This is a genomic window from Pseudomonas helmanticensis (genome assembly GCF_900182985.1).
Lineage (GTDB): Bacteria > Pseudomonadota > Gammaproteobacteria > Pseudomonadales > Pseudomonadaceae > Aquipseudomonas > Aquipseudomonas helmanticensis.
Genome location: NZ_FXUY01000001.1, coordinates 2,432,468 through 2,449,885, shown reverse-complemented (window position 1 = coordinate 2,449,885; position 17,418 = coordinate 2,432,468). Strand labels below are relative to the sequence as shown.

The 17,418-nt window shown below is 60.8% G+C and carries 19 protein-coding genes and 1 riboswitch; of the genes, 16 read left to right on the top strand and 3 right to left on the bottom strand.

The window, feature by feature from the left end; translation table 11 throughout:
* Positions 1 to 126 precede the first annotated feature (126 nt).
* Positions 127 to 352, top strand: a riboswitch (cobalamin riboswitch).
* 81 nt (positions 353 to 433) lie between these two features.
* The 14 genes from cobO (at position 434) to QOL84_RS10725 (ending at position 11,955) form a co-directional block, all read left to right on the top strand.
* Positions 434 to 1,045 (top strand): cob(I)yrinic acid a,c-diamide adenosyltransferase, encoded by a 612-nt coding sequence (gene cobO / locus QOL84_RS10790; protein ID WP_003223053.1) that lies wholly within the window; start codon positions 434 to 436, stop codon positions 1,043 to 1,045.
* Complete coding sequence (locus QOL84_RS10785) at positions 1,042 to 2,442, top strand: cobyrinic acid a,c-diamide synthase CobB (RefSeq protein ID WP_283437200.1); 1,401 nt, start codon at positions 1,042 to 1,044, stop codon at positions 2,440 to 2,442. The genes cobO and QOL84_RS10785 overlap by 4 nt, the downstream gene beginning before the upstream one ends.
* Positions 2,439 to 3,089, top strand: coding sequence for a 5,6-dimethylbenzimidazole synthase (gene bluB / locus QOL84_RS10780; protein ID WP_283437199.1), 651 nt, complete (start codon positions 2,439 to 2,441; stop codon positions 3,087 to 3,089). The genes QOL84_RS10785 and bluB overlap by 4 nt, the downstream gene beginning before the upstream one ends.
* On the top strand, positions 3,086 to 3,994 hold the full coding sequence (cbiB, locus tag QOL84_RS10775; protein WP_283437198.1) for an adenosylcobinamide-phosphate synthase CbiB: 909 nt from the start codon (positions 3,086 to 3,088) through the stop codon (positions 3,992 to 3,994). The genes bluB and cbiB overlap by 4 nt, the downstream gene beginning before the upstream one ends.
* Positions 3,987 to 4,979, top strand: coding sequence for a threonine-phosphate decarboxylase CobD (gene cobD, locus QOL84_RS10770; RefSeq protein ID WP_283437197.1), 993 nt, complete (start codon positions 3,987 to 3,989; stop codon positions 4,977 to 4,979). The genes cbiB and cobD overlap by 8 nt, the downstream gene beginning before the upstream one ends.
* Positions 4,976 to 6,427: a cobyric acid synthase gene (locus QOL84_RS10765; RefSeq protein ID WP_283437196.1), complete on the top strand. Its 1,452-nt coding sequence runs from the start codon at positions 4,976 to 4,978 to the stop codon at positions 6,425 to 6,427. Before cobD ends, QOL84_RS10765 begins: the two co-directional genes overlap by 4 nt.
* A 122-nt stretch (positions 6,428 to 6,549) precedes the next feature.
* Entirely contained in the window at positions 6,550 to 7,071 is a 522-nt protein-coding gene (gene cobU, locus QOL84_RS10760; protein ID WP_283437195.1) for a bifunctional adenosylcobinamide kinase/adenosylcobinamide-phosphate guanylyltransferase, read from the top strand.
* Positions 7,068 to 8,123, top strand: coding sequence for a nicotinate-nucleotide--dimethylbenzimidazole phosphoribosyltransferase (cobT, locus tag QOL84_RS10755; RefSeq protein ID WP_283437194.1), 1,056 nt, complete (start codon positions 7,068 to 7,070; stop codon positions 8,121 to 8,123). Before cobU ends, cobT begins: the two co-directional genes overlap by 4 nt.
* Complete coding sequence (gene cobC / locus QOL84_RS10750; RefSeq protein ID WP_283437193.1) at positions 8,120 to 8,695, top strand: alpha-ribazole phosphatase family protein; 576 nt, start codon at positions 8,120 to 8,122, stop codon at positions 8,693 to 8,695. Before cobT ends, cobC begins: the two co-directional genes overlap by 4 nt.
* 1 nt (position 8,696) lies before the next feature.
* On the top strand, positions 8,697 to 9,428 hold the full coding sequence (locus QOL84_RS10745) for an adenosylcobinamide-GDP ribazoletransferase (RefSeq protein WP_283437192.1): 732 nt from the start codon (positions 8,697 to 8,699) through the stop codon (positions 9,426 to 9,428).
* 126 nt (positions 9,429 to 9,554) lie between these two features.
* Positions 9,555 to 9,959, top strand: coding sequence for a MarR family winged helix-turn-helix transcriptional regulator (locus tag QOL84_RS10740; RefSeq protein WP_129391158.1), 405 nt, complete (start codon positions 9,555 to 9,557; stop codon positions 9,957 to 9,959).
* Between the two features lie 53 nt (positions 9,960 to 10,012).
* Entirely contained in the window at positions 10,013 to 11,221 is a 1,209-nt protein-coding gene (locus QOL84_RS10735; protein ID WP_283437191.1) for an MFS transporter, read from the top strand.
* Positions 11,218 to 11,340, top strand: a complete 123-nt coding sequence (locus tag QOL84_RS10730; RefSeq protein ID WP_256661296.1) for a hypothetical protein — start codon at positions 11,218 to 11,220, stop codon at positions 11,338 to 11,340. Before QOL84_RS10735 ends, QOL84_RS10730 begins: the two co-directional genes overlap by 4 nt.
* Positions 11,341 to 11,394: 54 nt before the next feature.
* A complete protein-coding gene (locus QOL84_RS10725; RefSeq protein ID WP_129391164.1) occupies positions 11,395 to 11,955 on the top strand; it encodes a glutathione peroxidase in 561 nt (186 codons plus the stop codon).
* Between the two features lie 171 nt (positions 11,956 to 12,126).
* On the opposite strand, the gene QOL84_RS10720 is transcribed toward QOL84_RS10725, so the two are convergent.
* From QOL84_RS10720 to QOL84_RS10710, 3 genes are all read right to left on the bottom strand, one after another.
* Positions 12,127 to 13,398: an OmpP1/FadL family transporter gene (locus QOL84_RS10720; protein WP_129391167.1), complete on the bottom strand. Its 1,272-nt coding sequence runs from the start codon at positions 13,396 to 13,398 to the stop codon at positions 12,127 to 12,129.
* A gap of 146 nt (positions 13,399 to 13,544) precedes the next feature.
* Positions 13,545 to 14,027, bottom strand: coding sequence for a hypothetical protein (locus QOL84_RS10715; RefSeq protein WP_024012180.1), 483 nt, complete (start codon positions 14,025 to 14,027; stop codon positions 13,545 to 13,547).
* 273 nt (positions 14,028 to 14,300) lie between these two features.
* Positions 14,301 to 14,525, bottom strand: coding sequence for a hypothetical protein (locus tag QOL84_RS10710; RefSeq protein ID WP_003214941.1), 225 nt, complete (start codon positions 14,523 to 14,525; stop codon positions 14,301 to 14,303).
* A 962-nt stretch (positions 14,526 to 15,487) separates the two neighbouring features.
* On the opposite strand from QOL84_RS10710, the gene QOL84_RS10705 reads away from it, so the two are divergent.
* Together QOL84_RS10705 and QOL84_RS10700 are read left to right on the top strand one after the other, a co-directional pair.
* Entirely contained in the window at positions 15,488 to 15,811 is a 324-nt protein-coding gene (locus QOL84_RS10705; RefSeq protein ID WP_283437190.1) for an SEL1-like repeat protein, read from the top strand.
* Between the two features lie 175 nt (positions 15,812 to 15,986).
* Positions 15,987 to 17,351 (top strand): DNA recombination protein RmuC, encoded by a 1,365-nt coding sequence (locus tag QOL84_RS10700; protein ID WP_164979466.1) that lies wholly within the window; start codon positions 15,987 to 15,989, stop codon positions 17,349 to 17,351.
* Positions 17,352 to 17,418 lie beyond the last annotated feature (67 nt).

The following is a 17,418-nucleotide window of genomic DNA, read 5'->3' as shown; positions in this document are numbered from 1 at the left end:
AAAAGCATGGCTCTTTGATATCATTTGTATCAGTGTGGCACAAGATTGGCGCCAGTTAATTGATCGGCGGCAGTTATTCGCCCGCCGGCCCCCTCTTTAATTGACGCTCCACCCCCAACCCTCTAACCTTCGCGGCTTGTTTCAGGTGCTCTGTGACCGACGTCGACAGAGTGAAACAGGGAAGCCGGTGAGGGTTGTCTTCAAGCGAAGACTGGCCACGATCCCGGCGCTGCCCCCGCAACGGTAAATGAGTGAACACTGCGTCGAATGCCACTGCTCAACAGCGGGAAGGCGCGCAGTCAGGCCAACGCCGCTCATGAGCCCGGAGACCGGCCTGATCCATCCAGCGGCATCACGGTGGGCGATGCCAGGCTTTTTGCCGTCTATTCTTGTGCCTGCCCGCCGTTATCCAGCCCCAACGGAGAGCTCCCCCATGACTGATTCCCCCGAGCGCGACGAACGCCATCTGGCGCGTATGCAGCGCAAAAAAGCCGTGATCGACGAACGCATCGCCAACTCGCCCGACGAGTGCGGCCTGGTGCTGGTGCTGACCGGCAATGGCAAAGGCAAAAGCAGTTCGGCGTTCGGCATGCTTGCGCGCGCCATGGGCCACGGCATGCAGTGCGGCGTGGTGCAGTTCATCAAGGGCCGCAACAGCACTGGCGAAGAATTGTTTTTCCGCCGCTTCCCCGAACAAGTGCGCTTCCACGTGATGGGCGAGGGCTTCACCTGGGAAACCCAGGACCGTCAGCGCGACATCGCTGCTGCCGAAGCCGCTTGGGCAGTCTCCCGCGAGCTGTTGCGTGATCCGTCGATCGGTCTGGTGGTGCTCGATGAATTGAACATCGCCCTCAAGCACGGCTACCTCGATCTCGATCAAGTACTCAGCGATTTGCAGGCGCGGCCGCCGATGCAGCACGTGATCGTCACCGGTCGTGCGGCCAAGCCGGAAATGATCGAGATGGGCGACACCGTCACCGAAATGGGCATGCTCAAACACGCCTTCCAGGCCGGCATCAAAGCGCAGAAAGGCGTCGAACTTTGAATCAACCACGTCACTGCCCGGCGGTGCTCATCGCCGCGCCGGCTTCCGGTCAGGGCAAGACCACCGTTACCGCCGCGCTCGCCCGTTTGCATCGCAATCAGGGGCGCAAGGTGCGCGTGTTCAAATGCGGCCCGGACTTCCTCGACCCGATGATTCTCGAGCGTGCCAGCGGTGCGCCGGTGTATCAACTGGACATGTGGATGGTCGGCGAGCAGGAAAGTCGTCGTCTGTTGTGGGAAGCCGCCGCCGAGGCGGATCTGATTCTGATCGAAGGCGTGATGGGCCTGTTTGACGGCACGCCGTCGAGTGCCGATCTGGCGCGGCATTTTGGTGTGCCGGTGCTCGGTGTGATCGACGGCACAGCGATGGCGCAGACCTTTGGTGCGCTGGCGTTGGGCCTGGCGAAGTACCAACCGGATCTGCCATTTGCCGGGGTTTTGGCCAACCGGGTCGGCACGTTGCGTCACGCGCAATTGCTCGAAGGCAGCCTTACAGAAGGTCTGCGCTGGTACGGCGCATTGTCGCGCGAGACCGGCATCGAACTGCCGAGCCGTCATCTCGGCCTGGTGCAGGCCAGCGAGTTGAATGACCTCGATGTGCGACTCGACGCCGCCGCAGCAGCGCTCGCCAGCAGCTGCGAGGTAGCGCTGCCACCGGCCGTGGAATTTGCCGCGCCGGACGTTATCGCCGTCGAGCCTTTGCTGAAAAATGTGCGCATTGCCGTTGCGCGTGATGAGGCGTTTGCCTTCACCTATGGCGCGAGTCTCGATCTGCTGCGCGCGATGGGTGCCGAGTTGAGCTTTTTCTCGCCGATCCGCGATAGGCAACTGCCTGAGGCGGACAGTCTGTATCTGCCCGGCGGGTATCCGGAATTGCATCACGTGGCGTTGTCGCAGAACACCGCGATGCTCGAGGCGGTCCGTGCGCATCATGCGGCGGGTAAACCGTTGCTCGCTGAGTGTGGCGGGATGCTGTATCTGCTCGATTCGCTGACTGATGTTGAAGGCAAGCGGGCTGAGCTGGTCGGATTGCTGACCGGTGATGCAGTGATGCAGAAACGTCTGGCGGCGTTGGCGTTGCAGGCGGTGGATCTGCCGGAAGGGGCGTTGCGTGGGCACACTTATCATCATTCGCTGACGACTACCGAGCTGACCCCGATTGCCCGAGGGTTGAGCCCGAATGGCGGGCGTGGGGCTGAGGCGGTTTATCGTGAGGGGCGGATGACGGCTTCTTATGTGCACTTTTACTTTCCGTCGAATCCTGTGGCTGTCGCTGCGTTGTTTGCGCCGTGCCTTGAGGACGCTATCGCGAGCAGGCTCACTCCTACAGTGGGCGATGTTGTGGCTGACGAAATGCGATCCCCTGTAGGAGCGAGCCTGCTCGCGAAAGGGCCATGACCGACAACGCATTCTCTGAGGCGGAGCGCCAAGCCGTCTATCGAGCCATTGCCGAGCGCCGCGACATGCGCCACTTCACCGGCGGGACGGTCGAGCCTGAGTTGCTGCGGCGTCTCCTTGAAGCCGCCCACCAGGCCCCAAGCGTCGGCCTGATGCAGCCCTGGCGCTTCATTCGCATCAGCGACCGAAACCTGCGCGGCCGGATCCAGAACCTCGTCGAAGAAGAACGCATCCGCACAGCCGAAGCCCTCGGCGAGCGCAGTGACGAGTTCATGAAACTCAAGGTCGAAGGCATCAATGACTGCGCCGAAGTGCTGGTCGCGGCGCTGATGGATGATCGCGAGAAGCACATCTTCGGGCGCCGCACGTTGCCGGAAATGGACATGGCTTCGTTGTCCTGCGCGATTCAAAACCTCTGGCTGGCCTCGCGTGCCGAAGGGTTGGGCATGGGCTGGGTCTCGCTGTTCGAGCCGCAGGCACTCGCCGATTTACTGAAATTGCCGCAAGGCGCTAAACCTCTGGCCGTTTTGTGCCTGGGCCCGGTCAAGGAATTCTATCCGGCGCCGATGCTGGTACTCGAAGGGTGGGCGCAGGCGCGTCCGCTCAATGAGTTGCTGTATGAAAATTATTGGGGAGTGAGTCAATGAGTGTGGCGTTGTTGAGTGTCGCCGCGGTTGCGCTGGATGCGTTGCTCGGTGAACCGAAACGCTGGCATCCGCTGGTGGCGTTCGGCAATTTTGCCGGGCGCATCGAGCAACGTTTCAACGCCGGTGGTCGCGGCTGGCGCAGCCATGGCGTCACCGCGTGGGTGATCGCCGTGCTGCCGCTGACGTTACTCGCCACGGCATTTTCCTGGGCGCCGTACGTGGGCTGGGTGGTCGAGATTCTCGCGTTGTATTGCGCGCTCGGCATGCGCAGCCTCGGTGAACATGTCGCCCCGGTCGCTGCTGCGTTGCGCGCGGATGATCTCAACGAAGCGCGCAAGCGCGTCGGCTATCTGGTCAGCCGTCAGACCGATGAACTCGACAGCACCGCCGTCGCCCGCGCCGCCACGGAGTCGGTGCTGGAGAACGGCAGCGATGCGGTGTTCGCCGCGCTGTTCTGGTTTGTCGTCGCCGGTGCGCCGGGCGTGGTGCTCTATCGCCTGAGCAATACCCTCGACGCGATGTGGGGCTATCGCAACGAACGCTTTGAGCGTTTCGGCTGGGCGGCGGCAAAAATCGACGACGTGTTGAACTACATTCCTGCGCGCCTGGTGGCGTTGACCTACGCGTTGCTCGGCAAAACCCGACTGTCCTTGAAGTGCTGGCGCACACAGGCGCCGAAGTGGGACAGCCCGAACGCCGGCCCGGTGATGGCCACAGGTGCCGGTGCGCTGGGCGTGGAACTGGGCGGCCCGGCGATCTATCACGGCGAACTGCATGAGCGCCCGCAGCTCGGCGAAGGGGCGCCAGCCGATGCCGATTCCATTGATCGCGGCTGGCAATTGGTCCAGCGCGGCGTATGGTTATGGCTGCTGATTCTCTGCGTGGGGGCTGAATTCTATGCTTGAGCACGGTGGCCGGCTGCGCAAGGCGGCGCTCGACTACGGCATTGCCGAAGCTGACTGGCTCGACCTGTCCAGCGGTCTCGCGCCGTGGCCGTTCCCGATCCCGGAAATCCCGCTGCGTGCCTGGGCGCGCTTGCCGGAAACCGATGACGGTCTGGAGCAGGCGGCGTGCGATTACTACGGCGCCGCACAAGTGCTGCCGGTGGCTGGCTCGCAAATGGCCATTCAATTGCTGCCGCGTTTGCGTCGCACCGGCAAGGTTGGCGTTTTATCGCCGTGCTATGCCGAACACGCCGAAGCCTGGCGTCGCAGCGGTTACATCGTGCGCGAAGTGCTGGAGCAGGAAGTCGAGTTCTTTCTCGACAGTCTCGACGTGTTGGTGGTGGTCAATCCGAATAACCCGACCGGCCTCAGTCTGACCCCGGCGCGGCTACTCGACTGGCATGCGCGACTGGCGCAGCGCGGTGGCTGGCTGGTGGTCGATGAAGCGTTCATGGACAACACGCCGCAGCTGAGCCTCGCGCCGTATGCGCATCAGGTCGGGCTGGTCGTCTTGCGTTCGTTTGGCAAGTTCTTTGGTCTGGCCGGCGTGCGTCTGGGCTTTGTGCTGGCCGAGCGTAAATTGCTGCGTTTGCTCGCCGAACAAGTCGGGCCGTGGGCCGTCAGCGGGCCGACGCGCGTGCTTGGCCAGGTGTGTCTGCAAGACACCGAAGGCCATACGCGTCAGCGCATCCGCAGCGATGAGGCGAGTGAGCGGTTGGCCCTGATGCTCGCGCGCTATGGCTTCAAACCGCAGGGTGGTTGCGCGCTGTTCCAGTGCCTGATCACCGAGCATGCGCAGGCGCTGCACGAGTTCATGGCGCGGCGCGGCATCCTCCTGCGCATCTTCACCCACAACAGCAGTTTGCGTTTTGGTCTGCCCGCTGACGTCGCCGAAGAGGCGCGTCTCGAACAGGCTTTGCTGGCTTTCACCAAGGACAACGCATGACAACCCTGATGGTGCAGGGCACCACTTCCGACGCCGGTAAAAGCACGCTGGTGACGGCGTTGTGCCGTTGGGCAACGCGCCAAGGTGTCGCGGTCGTCCCGTTCAAACCGCAGAACATGGCGCTCAACAGCGCGGTGACGGCAGACGGTGGCGAGATCGGTCGCGCGCAAGCGGTGCAGGCGCAAGCGGCGCATCTCGAACCGCACACCGACATGAATCCGGTATTGCTCAAACCGAACAGCGACACCGGCGCGCAAGTGATCATCCATGGCCGCGCCGTCACCAGCATGAACGCCGTCGCCTATCACGACTACAAAGCCATCGCGATGCAAGCGGTGCTGGCCTCCCACGAACGGCTCAGCGCTGCTTATCCGCTGGTAATGGTCGAAGGTGCGGGCTCGCCGGCGGAGATCAATCTGCGTGCCGGCGACATCGCCAACATGGGTTTTGCCGAGGCGGTAGATTGCCCGGTGCTGCTGATTGCCGACATCAATCGCGGCGGGGTTTTCGCCCATCTGGTCGGCACGCTGGAGTTGCTCTCGCCGAGCGAGCAGGCGCGGGTCAAAGGTTTCATCATCAACCGTTTTCGCGGTGACATCGCTTTGCTGCAACCGGGTCTCGACTGGCTGGAACAGCGCACCGGCAAACCGGTGATCGGCGTGTTGCCCTACGTGATGGACCTGCATCTGGAAGCCGAGGACGGCATCGATCAGCGCCAGACCGACAAGGCCGAACAAGTGCTGAAGGTGGTGGTGCCGGTACTGCCGCGAATCAGCAACCACACCGACTTCGATCCACTGCGTTTGCACCCGCAGGTCGACCTGCAATTTGTCGGCCCGGGGCAGGCGATTCCGGCGGCTGACCTGATCATTCTGCCCGGCTCGAAAAGCGTGCGCAGCGACCTCGCGTATCTACGTGCGAATGGCTGGGATACGGCAATCAGTCGGCATTTGCGTTACGGCGGCAAAGTGCTGGGGATCTGCGGCGGTCTGCAAATGCTCGGTCAGCAGGTGCATGATCCTTTGGGCCTCGAAGGTGCGCCGGGTTCCAGTGCCGGCCTGGCTTTGCTGGCGTTCGAAACGACGCTGGAAGCCGAGAAGCAATTGCGCAATGTGCGCGGGCGGCTGGCGCTGGAAGATGCCGAGGTCAGCGGTTATGAAATCCATGCCGGGGTGACCAGCGGAGCAGCGCTGGAGCATGCGGCGGTGCATCTGGATGACGGTCGTTGCGACGGTGCGCAGAGTGCTGATGGACAAGTGTTTGGCACCTACCTGCATGGCCTGTTTGAATCGCCGGCGGCGAGTGCCGCTTTGTTGCGCTGGGCCGGATTGTGCGATGTGCAGGCGGTGGATTACCACGGCTTGCGCGAGCGCGATATCGAGCGGTTGGCGGATCTGGTGGAGAAGCATCTGGATACCGAGCTGTTGCGCCGGCTCTGTGGGATTTGAGGTGGGTTCCATAGCCTCATCGCGAGCAGGCTCACTCCTACAGTTGACCGCGTTCCCTTGCAGGAGTGAGCCTGTTCGCGATAGCGCCATTCGTCTCAACCCATAATTTTCAGGATGTCCCCATGCTCCAACTGATCCTCGGCGGCGCCCGCTCCGGCAAAAGCCGCCTCGCGGAAAAACTCGCCAGCGAAAGCAATCTTGCGGTCACCTACATCGCCACCAGCCAGCCGCTCGATGGCGAGATGAGCGATCGCGTCGCCCATCACCGCGCCCGTCGCCCAGCCGAATGGACGCTCATCGAAGAACCATTGGAACTGGCCCGCGTCCTGCGCGAACACGCCAGCGCCGAGCGTTGCCTGCTGGTCGATTGTCTGACGCTGTGGCTGACCAACCTGCTGATGCTCGATGACGCCGAGCGTCTCGCCGCCGAGCGTGAATCCCTGCTCGAATGCCTGGCCGCGCTGCCGGGTGAAATCATTTTTGTCAGCAACGAGACCGGAATGGGTGTCGTGCCGCTGGGCGAATTGACTCGCCGCTACGTCGATGAAGCCGGTTGGCTGCATCAAGCTCTGGCCGAGCGCTGTCAGCGTGTGGTGCTGACGGTCGCCGGCTTGCCCCTGACTTTGAAAGGATCTGCGTTATGACTCAATCGTGGTGGCTGAATTCGTGCCAACCGCTGCATGCCGAGGTGCTTGCACAAGCGGCGGCGCGGCAGCAGCAACTGACCAAACCGGCCGGCTCGCTGGGTCGCCTGGAATCGGTGGCGGTGCAACTGGCCGGGCTGCAAGGGCAGGTCAAACCGACGCTGGCGCAGGTCTGGATCGCGATTTTTGCCGGCGATCACGGGGTGGTCGCCGAAGGGGTTTCGGCGTTCCCGCAGGAAGTCACCGGGCAGATGCTGCTGAACTTTGTCAGCGGCGGGGCAGCGATCAGTGTGCTCGCGCGTCAACTGGGTGCGCAGCTCGAAGTGGTCGATCTAGGCACCGTGACGCCGTCGCTGAATCTGCCGGGTGTGCGTCACTTGAACATTGGCCCGGGCACGGCGAATCTCGTGTTGGGCGCGGCGATGACTCAGGCTCAGGGCGAACTTGCTTTGCAGGCTGGGCGTGACAGCGTGCTGCGCGCGAAAGCGGCTGGCGCTCAGTTGTTCATCGGCGGCGAAATGGGTATCGGCAATACCACCGCGGCCAGTGCGCTGGCCTGCGCCTTGCTCGATTGTCCGGTGATGCATCTGACCGGCCCGGGCACAGGTTTGAACGCGGAAGGCGTCAGCCACAAAGCGCAAGTCATCGAGCGCGCATTGGCCTTGCACGCGGCGCAACGTGGTGATGCGTTGCAGACGTTGTTCAACCTTGGCGGTTTCGAAATCGCGGCGCTGGTCGGTGCCTATCTGGCCTGCGCGCAGGAAGGCGTTGCGGTGTTGGTCGACGGCTTTATCTGCACGGTCGCCGCGCTGGTCGCGGTGCGTCTCAATCCTGCGTGTCGCGAGTGGCTGTTGTTCGGGCATCGTGGCGCCGAGCCGGGCCATCGTCACGTACTCGAAGCGCTCGGTGCTGAGCCGTTGCTGGAGCTTGGCCTGCGTCTGGGCGAGGGCAGTGGTGCGGCGTTGGCGGTGCCATTGTTGCGTCTGGCGTGCGACCTGCACGGGCAAATGGCGACGTTCGCCGAAGCGGCAGTTGCGGATCGTCCGGCATGACATTGCATCTGGATCTGCTGCGCCACGGTGAGACTGAACTCGGTGGCGGATTGCGCGGCAGTCTCGACGATGCGCTCACCGAGAACGGCTGGGCGCAGATGCGTGCAGCGGTGGTCGAGGGCGGGCCGTGGGATCGTCTGGTCAGCTCGCCGTTGCAGCGTTGCGCGCGGTTTGCCGCTGAGCTGGGTGAGCAGCTGAATTTGCCGGTGCAGCTCGACAAGGATCTGCAAGAGCTGCATTTCGGCGCGTGGGAAGGGCAGAGCGCGGCGGCGTTGATGGCGACCGATGCCGAGGCGTTGGGCCTGTTCTGGGCCGATCCGTATGCGTTTACACCGCCGCAGGGTGAGCCGGTCAGTGATTTTTCCGCGCGGGTGCTGGAGGCAGTTGCACGGTTGCACAGCGCCTACGCCGGTCAGCGCATTTTGCTGATCAGTCACGGCGGTGTGATGCGTTTGTTGCTGGCGCAAGCGCGTGGGTTGCCGCGTGAGCAATTGCTCAATGTCGAGGTCGGGCATGGCGCGTTGTTTGCGCTGACGGTCGAGGTCGATGGTTCACTCAAGGAAGGTCGCTGACATGTTGCCGCTGTGGATCGCCCTGCAATTTCTCAGCAGCTTGCCGATTCGGTTGCCGGGCATGCCTGAGCCGGAACAGCTAGGGCGCTCGCTGCTGTTTTATCCGCTGGTGGGTTTGCTGTTTGGGGTGATCCTCTGGGCGTTGAATCTGCTGCTTGCCGGCGCGCCGTTGTTGCTGCATGCAGCACTGCTGTTGACGGTGTGGGTGTTACTCAGCGGCGCGTTGCACCTCGATGGCCTGGCCGACAGCGCCGATGCCTGGCTCGGCGGTTTCGGTGATCGCGAGCGCACGCTGACGATCATGAAGGATCCGCGCAGCGGGCCGATTGCGGTGGTCACGCTGGTGCTGGTGTTGCTGCTGAAGTTTGCCGCGCTGCTGGCGTTGATCGAGCAAGGGCATGGGATTGTCCTGCTCATCGTGCCGTTGCTGGGGCGGGCGGCTTTGTTGGGGTTGTTTCTGACCACGCCGTATGTGCGCGCCGGCGGGTTGGGGCAGGCGCTGGCGGATCATCTGCCGCGCAAGGCCGGGTGGTGGGTGCTGGGCTTGAGTGGGCTGGCTTGCGTGTTGATCGCCGGGTTCAGTGCAGTCGTTGCGTTGGTGGTTTCGATCGGTGTGTTTGTCTGGCTGCGGCGGGTGATGATGCGGCGACTGGGTGGGACGACCGGCGATACGGCAGGGGCGTTGCTGGAATTGCTGGAGATGGTGGTGTTGGTTGGTGTTGTGCTGATTTAGAATCAAAAGATCGCAGCCTTCGGCAGTTCCTACATCGGTTCGCGTAAACCTGTAGGAGCTGCCGAAGGCTGCGATCTTTTTCATCTGTAACTTGATTTAACACAGTCGCGGGTATATACACGCATCATGCTTCCATCTCAGTGTTTGTGCACTAACCTGCGTCGCGCCGCTCGTGGCGTCAGCAGGCATTACGACGGCGCTCTCGACGGCTTCGGGATCAACGTTGCCCAGTATTCTCTGCTGTGCAATCTACAGCGTCTGGATCAGCCGAGCATTTCCGAACTTGCTGAGGCCATGGGCCTGGATCGCAGTACCCTCGGGCGCAATCTGCGCGTGCTGGAAGGCGAAGGGCTGGTGGCGCTGGCCGAGGGCGAAGACATGCGTAACCGCATCGTCCGGCTCACCGAAACCGGTGCACAACGCTTGGCAGATGCGCTGCCGGCCTGGGAAGCGGCGCAGCAGCGATTGATTGATCGACTGGGTGCCGAGAAGCGTGAAACCTTGCTCAAATTGCTGGATGAACTGGCCTGAGGCCGGTTTTTTCCAAACTCAAGCGGGTATATACCCGCAAGCGGAGAACAATAATGACATCGATGTGGCGTACGTGCGGTTGGGTGTTGGTCGGAAGTGCGCTGATCCTCGCGTTGTCATTGGGCGTGCGGCACGGTTTCGGTTTATTCCTGTCACCGATGAGCGCGCAATTCGGCTGGGGCCGCGAGGTGTTCGCTTTCGCCATCGCCCTGCAGAACCTGATCTGGGGCCTGGCGCAGCCGTTCACCGGCGCACTGGCTGACCGTTTCGGCGCCGCGAAAGTGGTGCTCGTTGGTGGGGTGCTCTATGCGGCAGGTCTGGTGTGCATGGGGCTGTCTGATTCGGCGGTGACGCTGTCATTGAGCGCCGGTTTGCTGATCGGTATTGGCTTGTCCGGGACGTCGTTCTCGGTAATCCTCGGCGTGGTCGGGCGCGCGGTGCCGCCAGAGAAACGCAGCATGGGCATGGGCATTGCCAGCGCTGCCGGCTCGTTCGGTCAATTCGCCATGTTGCCGGGCACGCTGGGGCTGATCGGCTGGCTCGGCTGGTCAGCGGCGTTGTTGGTGTTGGGTTTGCTGGTGGCGCTGATCGTGCCGTTGGTGAGCATGCTCAAGGACAAACCGCTGCCGGTGCTCGGCCATGAACAAACTCTGACCGAGGCGCTGCGTGAGGCTTGCTCGCATTCGGGTTTCTGGTTGCTGGCGTTCGGCTTTTTCGTCTGCGGTTTTCAGGTGGTATTCATTGGTGTGCATCTGCCGGCGTATCTGGTCGATCAGCATCTGCCGGCTTCCGTCGGCACTACGGTGCTGGCGCTGATCGGCCTGTTCAACATCTTCGGCACTTACACCGCTGGCTGGCTCGGCGGGCGCATGTCGAAACCGCGTTTGCTCACTGCGCTGTATCTGTTGCGCGCGGTGGTGATCGTGCTGTTCCTGTGGCTACCGGTGACGACCACCTCGGCTTATCTGTTCGGCATGGCCATGGGCTTTTTGTGGCTGTCGACGGTGCCGTTGACCAACGGTACGGTGGCGACCTTGTTTGGCGTGCGTAATCTGTCCATGCTCGGCGGTATCGTGTTCCTGTTCCATCAGCTGGGTTCGTTCCTCGGCGGCTGGTTGGGCGGGGTGGTTTACGACCGTACCGGGAGTTATGACTTGATCTGGCAAGTGGCAGTCCTTCTCAGCCTGTTGGCGGCCGCTTTGAACTGGCCGGTGCGCGAACGTCCGGTCGCCCGCCTGCAAGCCGCTGCGAGCGCCGCATGAGCCGATTCTGGCCGCGTATCGTCCTCGCCGCACTCGGCGCCGCATTGCTGGCGCTGGTGTGGTGGGGCTGGCATCAGGGTGGTCTGGCGTTGATGCAGTTGGGCATGAGCATTTGCTAGAAGCAGGCGTGGCGAGTAACGTCGAAGCCTGACGACTGCTCAAGGAAGTTCGACATGCTGATGCGCTGGTGTGCTGTTCCCGCGTTGCTGATGGCGCTGACTGGCCTGGCCCAGGCCGCCGATTGCCCGGAATTGTTGCAAGGCTCGCTGCCAAAATTGCGGGCCAAGGAATCCATCGATCTGTGTCAGCAGTACGCCGACAAGCCCTTGGTGGTGGTGAATACCGCGAGCTTTTGCGGGTTTGCCCCGCAGTTCGAAGGGCTTGAAGCGCTGCATAAGCGCTACGAGTCGCAAGGGCTGCAAATGCTCGGCGTGCCTTCCAATGACTTCAAGCAAGAGTCCAAGGACAGCGCCGAGACCGCCAAGGTCTGCTATGCCAACTATGGCGTGACATTCGCCATGACCGAGCCGCAGAAAGTCCGTGGTGACGACGCCACCCACCTGTTTCAAGTGCTCGCCGCGCAGAGCAGCGCGCCGAAGTGGAATTTCTACAAATACGTGGTCGATCGCCAAGGTAAAGTCATCGCCAATTTTTCCAGCCTGACCAAGCCTGACGATCCGGAATTCATCGCCGCGATCGAAAAAGCCATCGCCTCGAAACCCCTCAAGCCATGACCCGATCCGTGTAGGAGCTGCGGCACGCTGCGATCTTTTGATCCTGTTTTTAAAATCAAAAGATCGCAGCGTGCCGCAGCTCCTACACGGATTTCAGGTACAAAAAAGCCCCGCTCTCTTTGCAGAGGCGGGGCTTTTTTGTGGGCGAGGGATCAGCCTCGCCGTGCAGCATCAGAAGCGGTAGGTCGCGCCGACACCGAAACCGTTTGCCGAGTTTTCATACTTGGCGTCGTAGGTCTGGCCACGATCGTTTTCGTTGTGGATCTTCACCGACTCTTCCTTCAGGTACGAGTAAGCGACGTCGATGGTCAGGTCTTCGGTCGGGCTCCAGCCGGCACCGATGCTGAAGATCGTACGGTCGCCAGTCGGGATACGTGGCGAACGGTCGACGTTGTTGGTCGGCGACTGGTCGAAAGTCAGACCGGTACGCAGTACCCATTCCTTGTTCAACTGATACGAAGTACCCACGGCGTAAGCCCAGGAGTCGTGCCAGTTCTGGTCTTCGGTGATCTCGCCGAACTGACCGGCCAGCAGCGGCTGCACGCCCGAGTTCTCGACGGTGATTTTCTTCAGCTGGCTCCAACGGGTGAAGGTCGAACCGGCATAGACGTTCCACTGGTCGTTGATTGCCTGGGTCACAGAGAAGTCCAGGGATTCAGGCGTAGTGATCTTCAACGAAGCGTCGTACTTCTGGCTGGAACCCAGACCGACTGCGGCCAGTGCGCCGTAGTTGACCTTGGTGTTGCCTTCGAGCTTGTAGTCGACTTTCGAGTGATAGGTCAGGCCCAGACGGGTAGTGTCGGTGGCTTGAACCAGCACGCCGATGTTGTAGCCCAGCGCGGTGTCGTCACCCTTGATCTTGACCTTGCCGTCCGGTGCTGCCTGAGTGATCGACAGGTTCGATTCCAGGGTACCGTCGATGCGGTTGATGGTCGGGCCGAAACCGATCGACACGACGTCGTTGAACTTGTAGCTCACGGTTGGCTGGAAGGTGATCACTTGTACTTCGGACTTGCTGCCGAAGTAACGGCCGGCAAAGCCGTTTTCGTAATCGGTAATCAGACCGAACGGCACGTAAACGCCGAGACCGAAGGCCCAGTGATCATCGATCGGTTTGACGTAGAAGCCCATAGGTACGGAGGTGAAGGGCACCATGTCGCCTTTGTTGCTGCCGCCGTTAGGGCTGGAGCTGGCGTCGCTGATATCGGTTTTTGCGTCGAGGAATGCAACACCGCCAGTGACTTGTTCACGCGTGATGCGCGACATGCCGGCAGGGTTGCCATAAACAGTGCTTGCGTCGTCGGCAGAAGAAGATCGCCCGGCGTAACCCGTCCCCATCCCGCTAATGCTGTGTTCGTTGATGGCAAAGCCAGCTGCGAAAATCTGCGTGGATGCCATGGTAACGGCGAGGCTAAGGGTGGTTTTGAGCATGACTTTTTTCATTATTAGAACTCCTGGTGATCACCGGGGCGAAAATTACCAACATTTTCGTCCCAGCGCTATAGTCCGTATGGCTTGAGTTAGAGCGGTTTTGTAGGACAATCCGACCAGATTCGCGACCTGTTGGAAGATCTTCTGAAACGGGTGAGTCAGCAAGCGACCTGATTCAACGGTGAAACACAGGTTTGCCAGGCGTAAGTGAAGTCACGCAGGCGACCCTGAGGCTGAAAAGTCTGGCGCCAGATTCGCGCCATGCCGAGCAAATCGGTCGGGGCGGGGAGGGTGGGGTTTTGCTCTTCTACCAGCAGCCAGGCAATGGCAGTGGCGTAACGCAGATTTACGGTCAATTCCAGGTGTGGGCCACTCAGAAAAGCATGCTGGCTGGCCAGGCCGCGAACCAGGCTGGCGCGTTCCGGATCAAGCGCCAGGTAATCATCCCAAAGGGCTTGATGGCGATGCTCGGCAATGCGGTAGAGGCCGTGGCCACGGCGGTCATGCAGAGCGGAACCGAGGGCGGACTGGCTGGCGGCGATGCCCAGCAACAGGGATTCGGCGGTTGCACAGTGACGTCCCAGATAAATCAGTGTGGGACGGATCACGTAGCGGCACAGTTCGCTGGCAGCGATACCCATAACACCCTCGGTTCTTGTTATTGATGGCGAGTCCTGAAGGGGCCTTGGCAGCGGTGGATCGGTTCAGACTCGCCGCAAGCGGATCACGCCGCTTGAGTTGAAGTGTAGTGTCATATTCACAACGTAAAGGCCTGTTTTTAAAATATTTCCGGCTTCGAGTTATAACCGTTATATCGGAAGGTGCTTAGGCGGCCAGGGCTAAAAGTGAAACATCGGGCAATAAAAAGCCCCGCATTTTGTGCGAGGCTTTTGCTTTTGCAGCCTTTTCGGCTTTCAGGCAACCAGTGCCTGACGGGTACGGTCGATCACAGCCTGCAGCGGTTCGGCGCTGGAGTATTGATCCGGGTACAGACGCTCGCTGTGGCGGGCGATACCGTGCTCGTTGACCAGGGTGAAGCTGAAGCAGCCTTTGCGAGCGGCCATGATCAGGCAGTTCATTGGAGCAAAAGCATTGGTTAGGGTGCGAATGGCATCCTGAGTATGGATTTGAGTAGACATAGTTATTAGGTGTTCCTACAAATGACACGGATAAGAACCGTGCAACGTTAAAACGTTCCAGTGACGACGATCACCATTGATCGAACGAAGAACCCGACTGGAACAAAGCAGCCAGTTTGAAGCGCTGATAAGTTGGCGCGCTTGGGCTGGCAGGTAGGTACTTAGGAGGGCAGGCAACACATCAAGGGCAAAGGTTCTGGGCCCGGGGTGAAGATCCTGATCAATTTGCAGGTTGGTTCGGTCAGAGTAAGTGGTCTTCGCAACACCCTTTGCATCATTCAAAGGCAGTGTCGTCGCAAGATTTACCTGGAAACCATCGAGGGGTCGCTCCCGCTTGTTCGGTAGGGGCTTCTTGGAAGAAGGCTGACCGTGGGGATGTGTTCGACCGGAATTGACTTTCAGCTTGGTACTAACGCCGCGGATACTAACGGATCGACTTGAGCAATGCAAACCCGAAGTGAAAAAACATTGCACACGCCGATGCAATCTGCTTTTGCCTGCGCGGCAATGCCCCTTGTTGGCTCACATTTCGACCGTTGGTCGGTGAAGAAAAATTCATCAAAGGCCTCGCCAGAGCGCTTTATCCCCAGTCCGAGTGCCGCAACGACCCGAAAAAGCGCAGCGTTATAACCGGGTAACAGGTACTTGTGCACATTAGTTGCGCGCACTGTCACGGCGCTGTCATATCAATCCTGACCCCGATGGCTGCCTGTATCAAAAGTTTAAGTCAATGAAAAAAAAGGCTTTTTTTTGTTGGTGAAAAAATCGTCAGTTTGACTGCGAGCCCCATTCCACAAGGCTTTGCGAGGGTTGCAGCAAGGTTGTCCACTGAGTTATCCACAGCTTCTGTGGATTGTCCCGAGCGCTTGCTCTAGGACGGGCGTGCCGGGTTGTTTTTCGACTTTACCTGTAAGAAAAAGAGAGTAGAGTGGCGCGCCTTCCGATCTGTCCCACAGTGTTTTATGAAGTTTCGCTCAGTATCAGACTCTGTTACCCCAGAACTCCCTCGTGTTACCTCCCCCAAGCGATTTTCCGTGCGTGTAGCCGAATGGCTGCTCGACAGTCCGCGCCTGGTCGACAGCCTCAATGCCAAGCATCTCGCCGGGCGTTTGTTGAAGCAACCAGCGCGCGAAGGCGTGGTCGTCGCGCAGAGCCGTCTCGGTCAGTTGATGTGCCGTGAGTGCGGGAATGCCCGGGATCGCCGCATCGGCCACGACCTGCTGCGTCAGGCTGCCCGTGCTGGCGACCTTCGCGCACAGCAGGAACTGGGGCTCATCGAAGACTGAGCTGTGCAAGTTCTGACACCTTGGTTAACCTTCAGGCTTTATCGGATCGGCGGGAATGGCTATGGCGATGGACTTGACCAGCGTATTGCTCGGTCTCGCAGCGGCAGGGTTGCCGTTGCTGGCACTGGCCTGGCAGCTGCAACGCCGGACGAGTAACGGTCAGGCCGAGGTCGCCTTGCTCGAAGAGCGCCTGGCCATGGCGCAACTGGCGCAGGACGGCCTCAACGCTCAGCTTGAAGCCAGCCGCGACGAGATTGCCGATCTTGGCCAGGCCAACGCCGCCAAGCAGGCTGACCTCGCGGCCTTGCGCCGGGAAGTCGAACTGCTGCAAATCGAGCGTGACGATGCCCGCGACGCCTCCCACGCCTGGAACCTCGAACGTGCCAACAAGGAGGCCGAACTGCGCCGCCTCGACGCACAGGCTGCCTCGTTGAATGCCGAACTGCGCGAGCAACAGGAAAGTCATCAGCAACGCCTCGATGATCTACAGGGCTCGCGTGATGAGCTGCGTGCGCAGTTCGCTGAACTGGCCGGAAAGATCTTCGATGAACGTGAGCAACGTTTTGCCGAAACCAGCCAGCAACGTCTCGGCCAGTTGCTCGATCCATTGAAAGAACGCATTCAGTCCTTCGAAAAACGCGTGGAAGAAAGCTATCAGGCCGAAGCTCGCGAGCGCTTCTCACTGGCCAAGGAGCTGGAGCGTTTGCAGGCGCTGAACCTGCGCCTGAGCGATGAAGCAACCAACCTGACGCGCGCGCTGAAAGGCCAGAAGACCCAGGGCAACTGGGGCGAGCTGATTCTCGAACGAGTGCTTGAGCACGCCGGTCTGGAGAAGGGCCGCGAGTACCAGACCCAGGTCAATCTGAAGGGGCCGGACGGCGAACGCTTCCAGCCTGACGTGGTTATCTATCTGCCGGGCGACAAGCAGGTAGTGGTCGATTCCAAGGTCAGCCTCACCGCGTATCAGCAATACGTGGCCGCCGACGACGACGCGCTCGGGCAGATCGCGATCAAGCAGCATGTGCTGTCGCTGCGCAACCACGTCAAAGGCTTGGCCGGCAAGGATTACAAACGTCTGGAAGGGCTGCACAGCCTCGATTTCGTCTTGCTGTTCGTGCCGATCGAAGCGGCATTTTCTGCCGCCTTGCAGGCCGAACCGACACTGTTCCAGGAAGCCTTCGATCGCAACATCGTGATCGTCAGTCCGACCACCTTGCTGGCGACCTTGCGCGTCATCGACAGCCTGTGGAAGCAGGAGCGCCAAAGCCAGAACGCCCGGGAAATTGCCGAACGCGCCGGTTGGCTGTACGACAAGTTCGTGCTGTTCATTCAGGACCTGGACGAGGTCGGCAATCGCCTGCAACAGTTGGACAAGGCCTACAGTTCCGCGCGCAACAAACTCACTGAAGGGCGCGGCAACCTGGTCAGCCGCAGCGAACAGCTGAAACTGCTCGGCGCGCGGGCGAGCAAGAGCTTGCCGGCGGATCTGCTGGAGCGGGCGATGACTGATGTCGACGGGTTGGTGGAGTTGCCTGAATAAAGATCAAAAGATCGCAGCCTGCGGCAGCTCCTACATGGGATCCAGGTAGGAGCTGCCGCAGGCTGCG

Bases quoted from the DNA above. Each gene is read 5' to 3' on its own strand.
- QOL84_RS10740 (WP_129391158.1), top strand. From the start codon at position 9,555: ATGCTTCCATCTCAGTGTTTGTGCACTAACCTGCGTCGCGCCGCTCGT.
- QOL84_RS10715 (WP_024012180.1), bottom strand. From the start codon at position 14,027: ATGGGTATCGCTGCCAGCGAACTGTGCCGCTACGTGATCCGTCCCACA.
- QOL84_RS10745 (WP_283437192.1), top strand. From the start codon at position 8,697: ATGTTGCCGCTGTGGATCGCCCTGCAATTTCTCAGCAGCTTGCCGATT.
- QOL84_RS10710 (WP_003214941.1), bottom strand. From the start codon at position 14,525: ATGTCTACTCAAATCCATACTCAGGATGCCATTCGCACCCTAACCAAT.
- QOL84_RS10765 (WP_283437196.1), top strand. From the start codon at position 4,976: ATGACAACCCTGATGGTGCAGGGCACCACTTCCGACGCCGGTAAAAGC.
- QOL84_RS10735 (WP_283437191.1), top strand. From the start codon at position 10,013: ATGACATCGATGTGGCGTACGTGCGGTTGGGTGTTGGTCGGAAGTGCG.
- cobT (WP_283437194.1), top strand. From the start codon at position 7,068: ATGACTCAATCGTGGTGGCTGAATTCGTGCCAACCGCTGCATGCCGAG.
- cbiB (WP_283437198.1), top strand. From the start codon at position 3,086: ATGAGTGTGGCGTTGTTGAGTGTCGCCGCGGTTGCGCTGGATGCGTTG.
- bluB (WP_283437199.1), top strand. From the start codon at position 2,439: ATGACCGACAACGCATTCTCTGAGGCGGAGCGCCAAGCCGTCTATCGA.
- QOL84_RS10720 (WP_129391167.1), bottom strand. From the start codon at position 13,398: ATGAAAAAAGTCATGCTCAAAACCACCCTTAGCCTCGCCGTTACCATG.
- cobC (WP_283437193.1), top strand. From the start codon at position 8,120: ATGACATTGCATCTGGATCTGCTGCGCCACGGTGAGACTGAACTCGGT.
- QOL84_RS10725 (WP_129391164.1), top strand. From the start codon at position 11,395: ATGCTGATGCGCTGGTGTGCTGTTCCCGCGTTGCTGATGGCGCTGACT.
- QOL84_RS10730 (WP_256661296.1), top strand. From the start codon at position 11,218: ATGAGCCGATTCTGGCCGCGTATCGTCCTCGCCGCACTCGGCGCCGCA.
- cobU (WP_283437195.1), top strand. From the start codon at position 6,550: ATGCTCCAACTGATCCTCGGCGGCGCCCGCTCCGGCAAAAGCCGCCTC.
- cobO (WP_003223053.1), top strand. From the start codon at position 434: ATGACTGATTCCCCCGAGCGCGACGAACGCCATCTGGCGCGTATGCAG.
- QOL84_RS10705 (WP_283437190.1), top strand. From the start codon at position 15,488: ATGAAGTTTCGCTCAGTATCAGACTCTGTTACCCCAGAACTCCCTCGT.
- cobD (WP_283437197.1), top strand. From the start codon at position 3,987: ATGCTTGAGCACGGTGGCCGGCTGCGCAAGGCGGCGCTCGACTACGGC.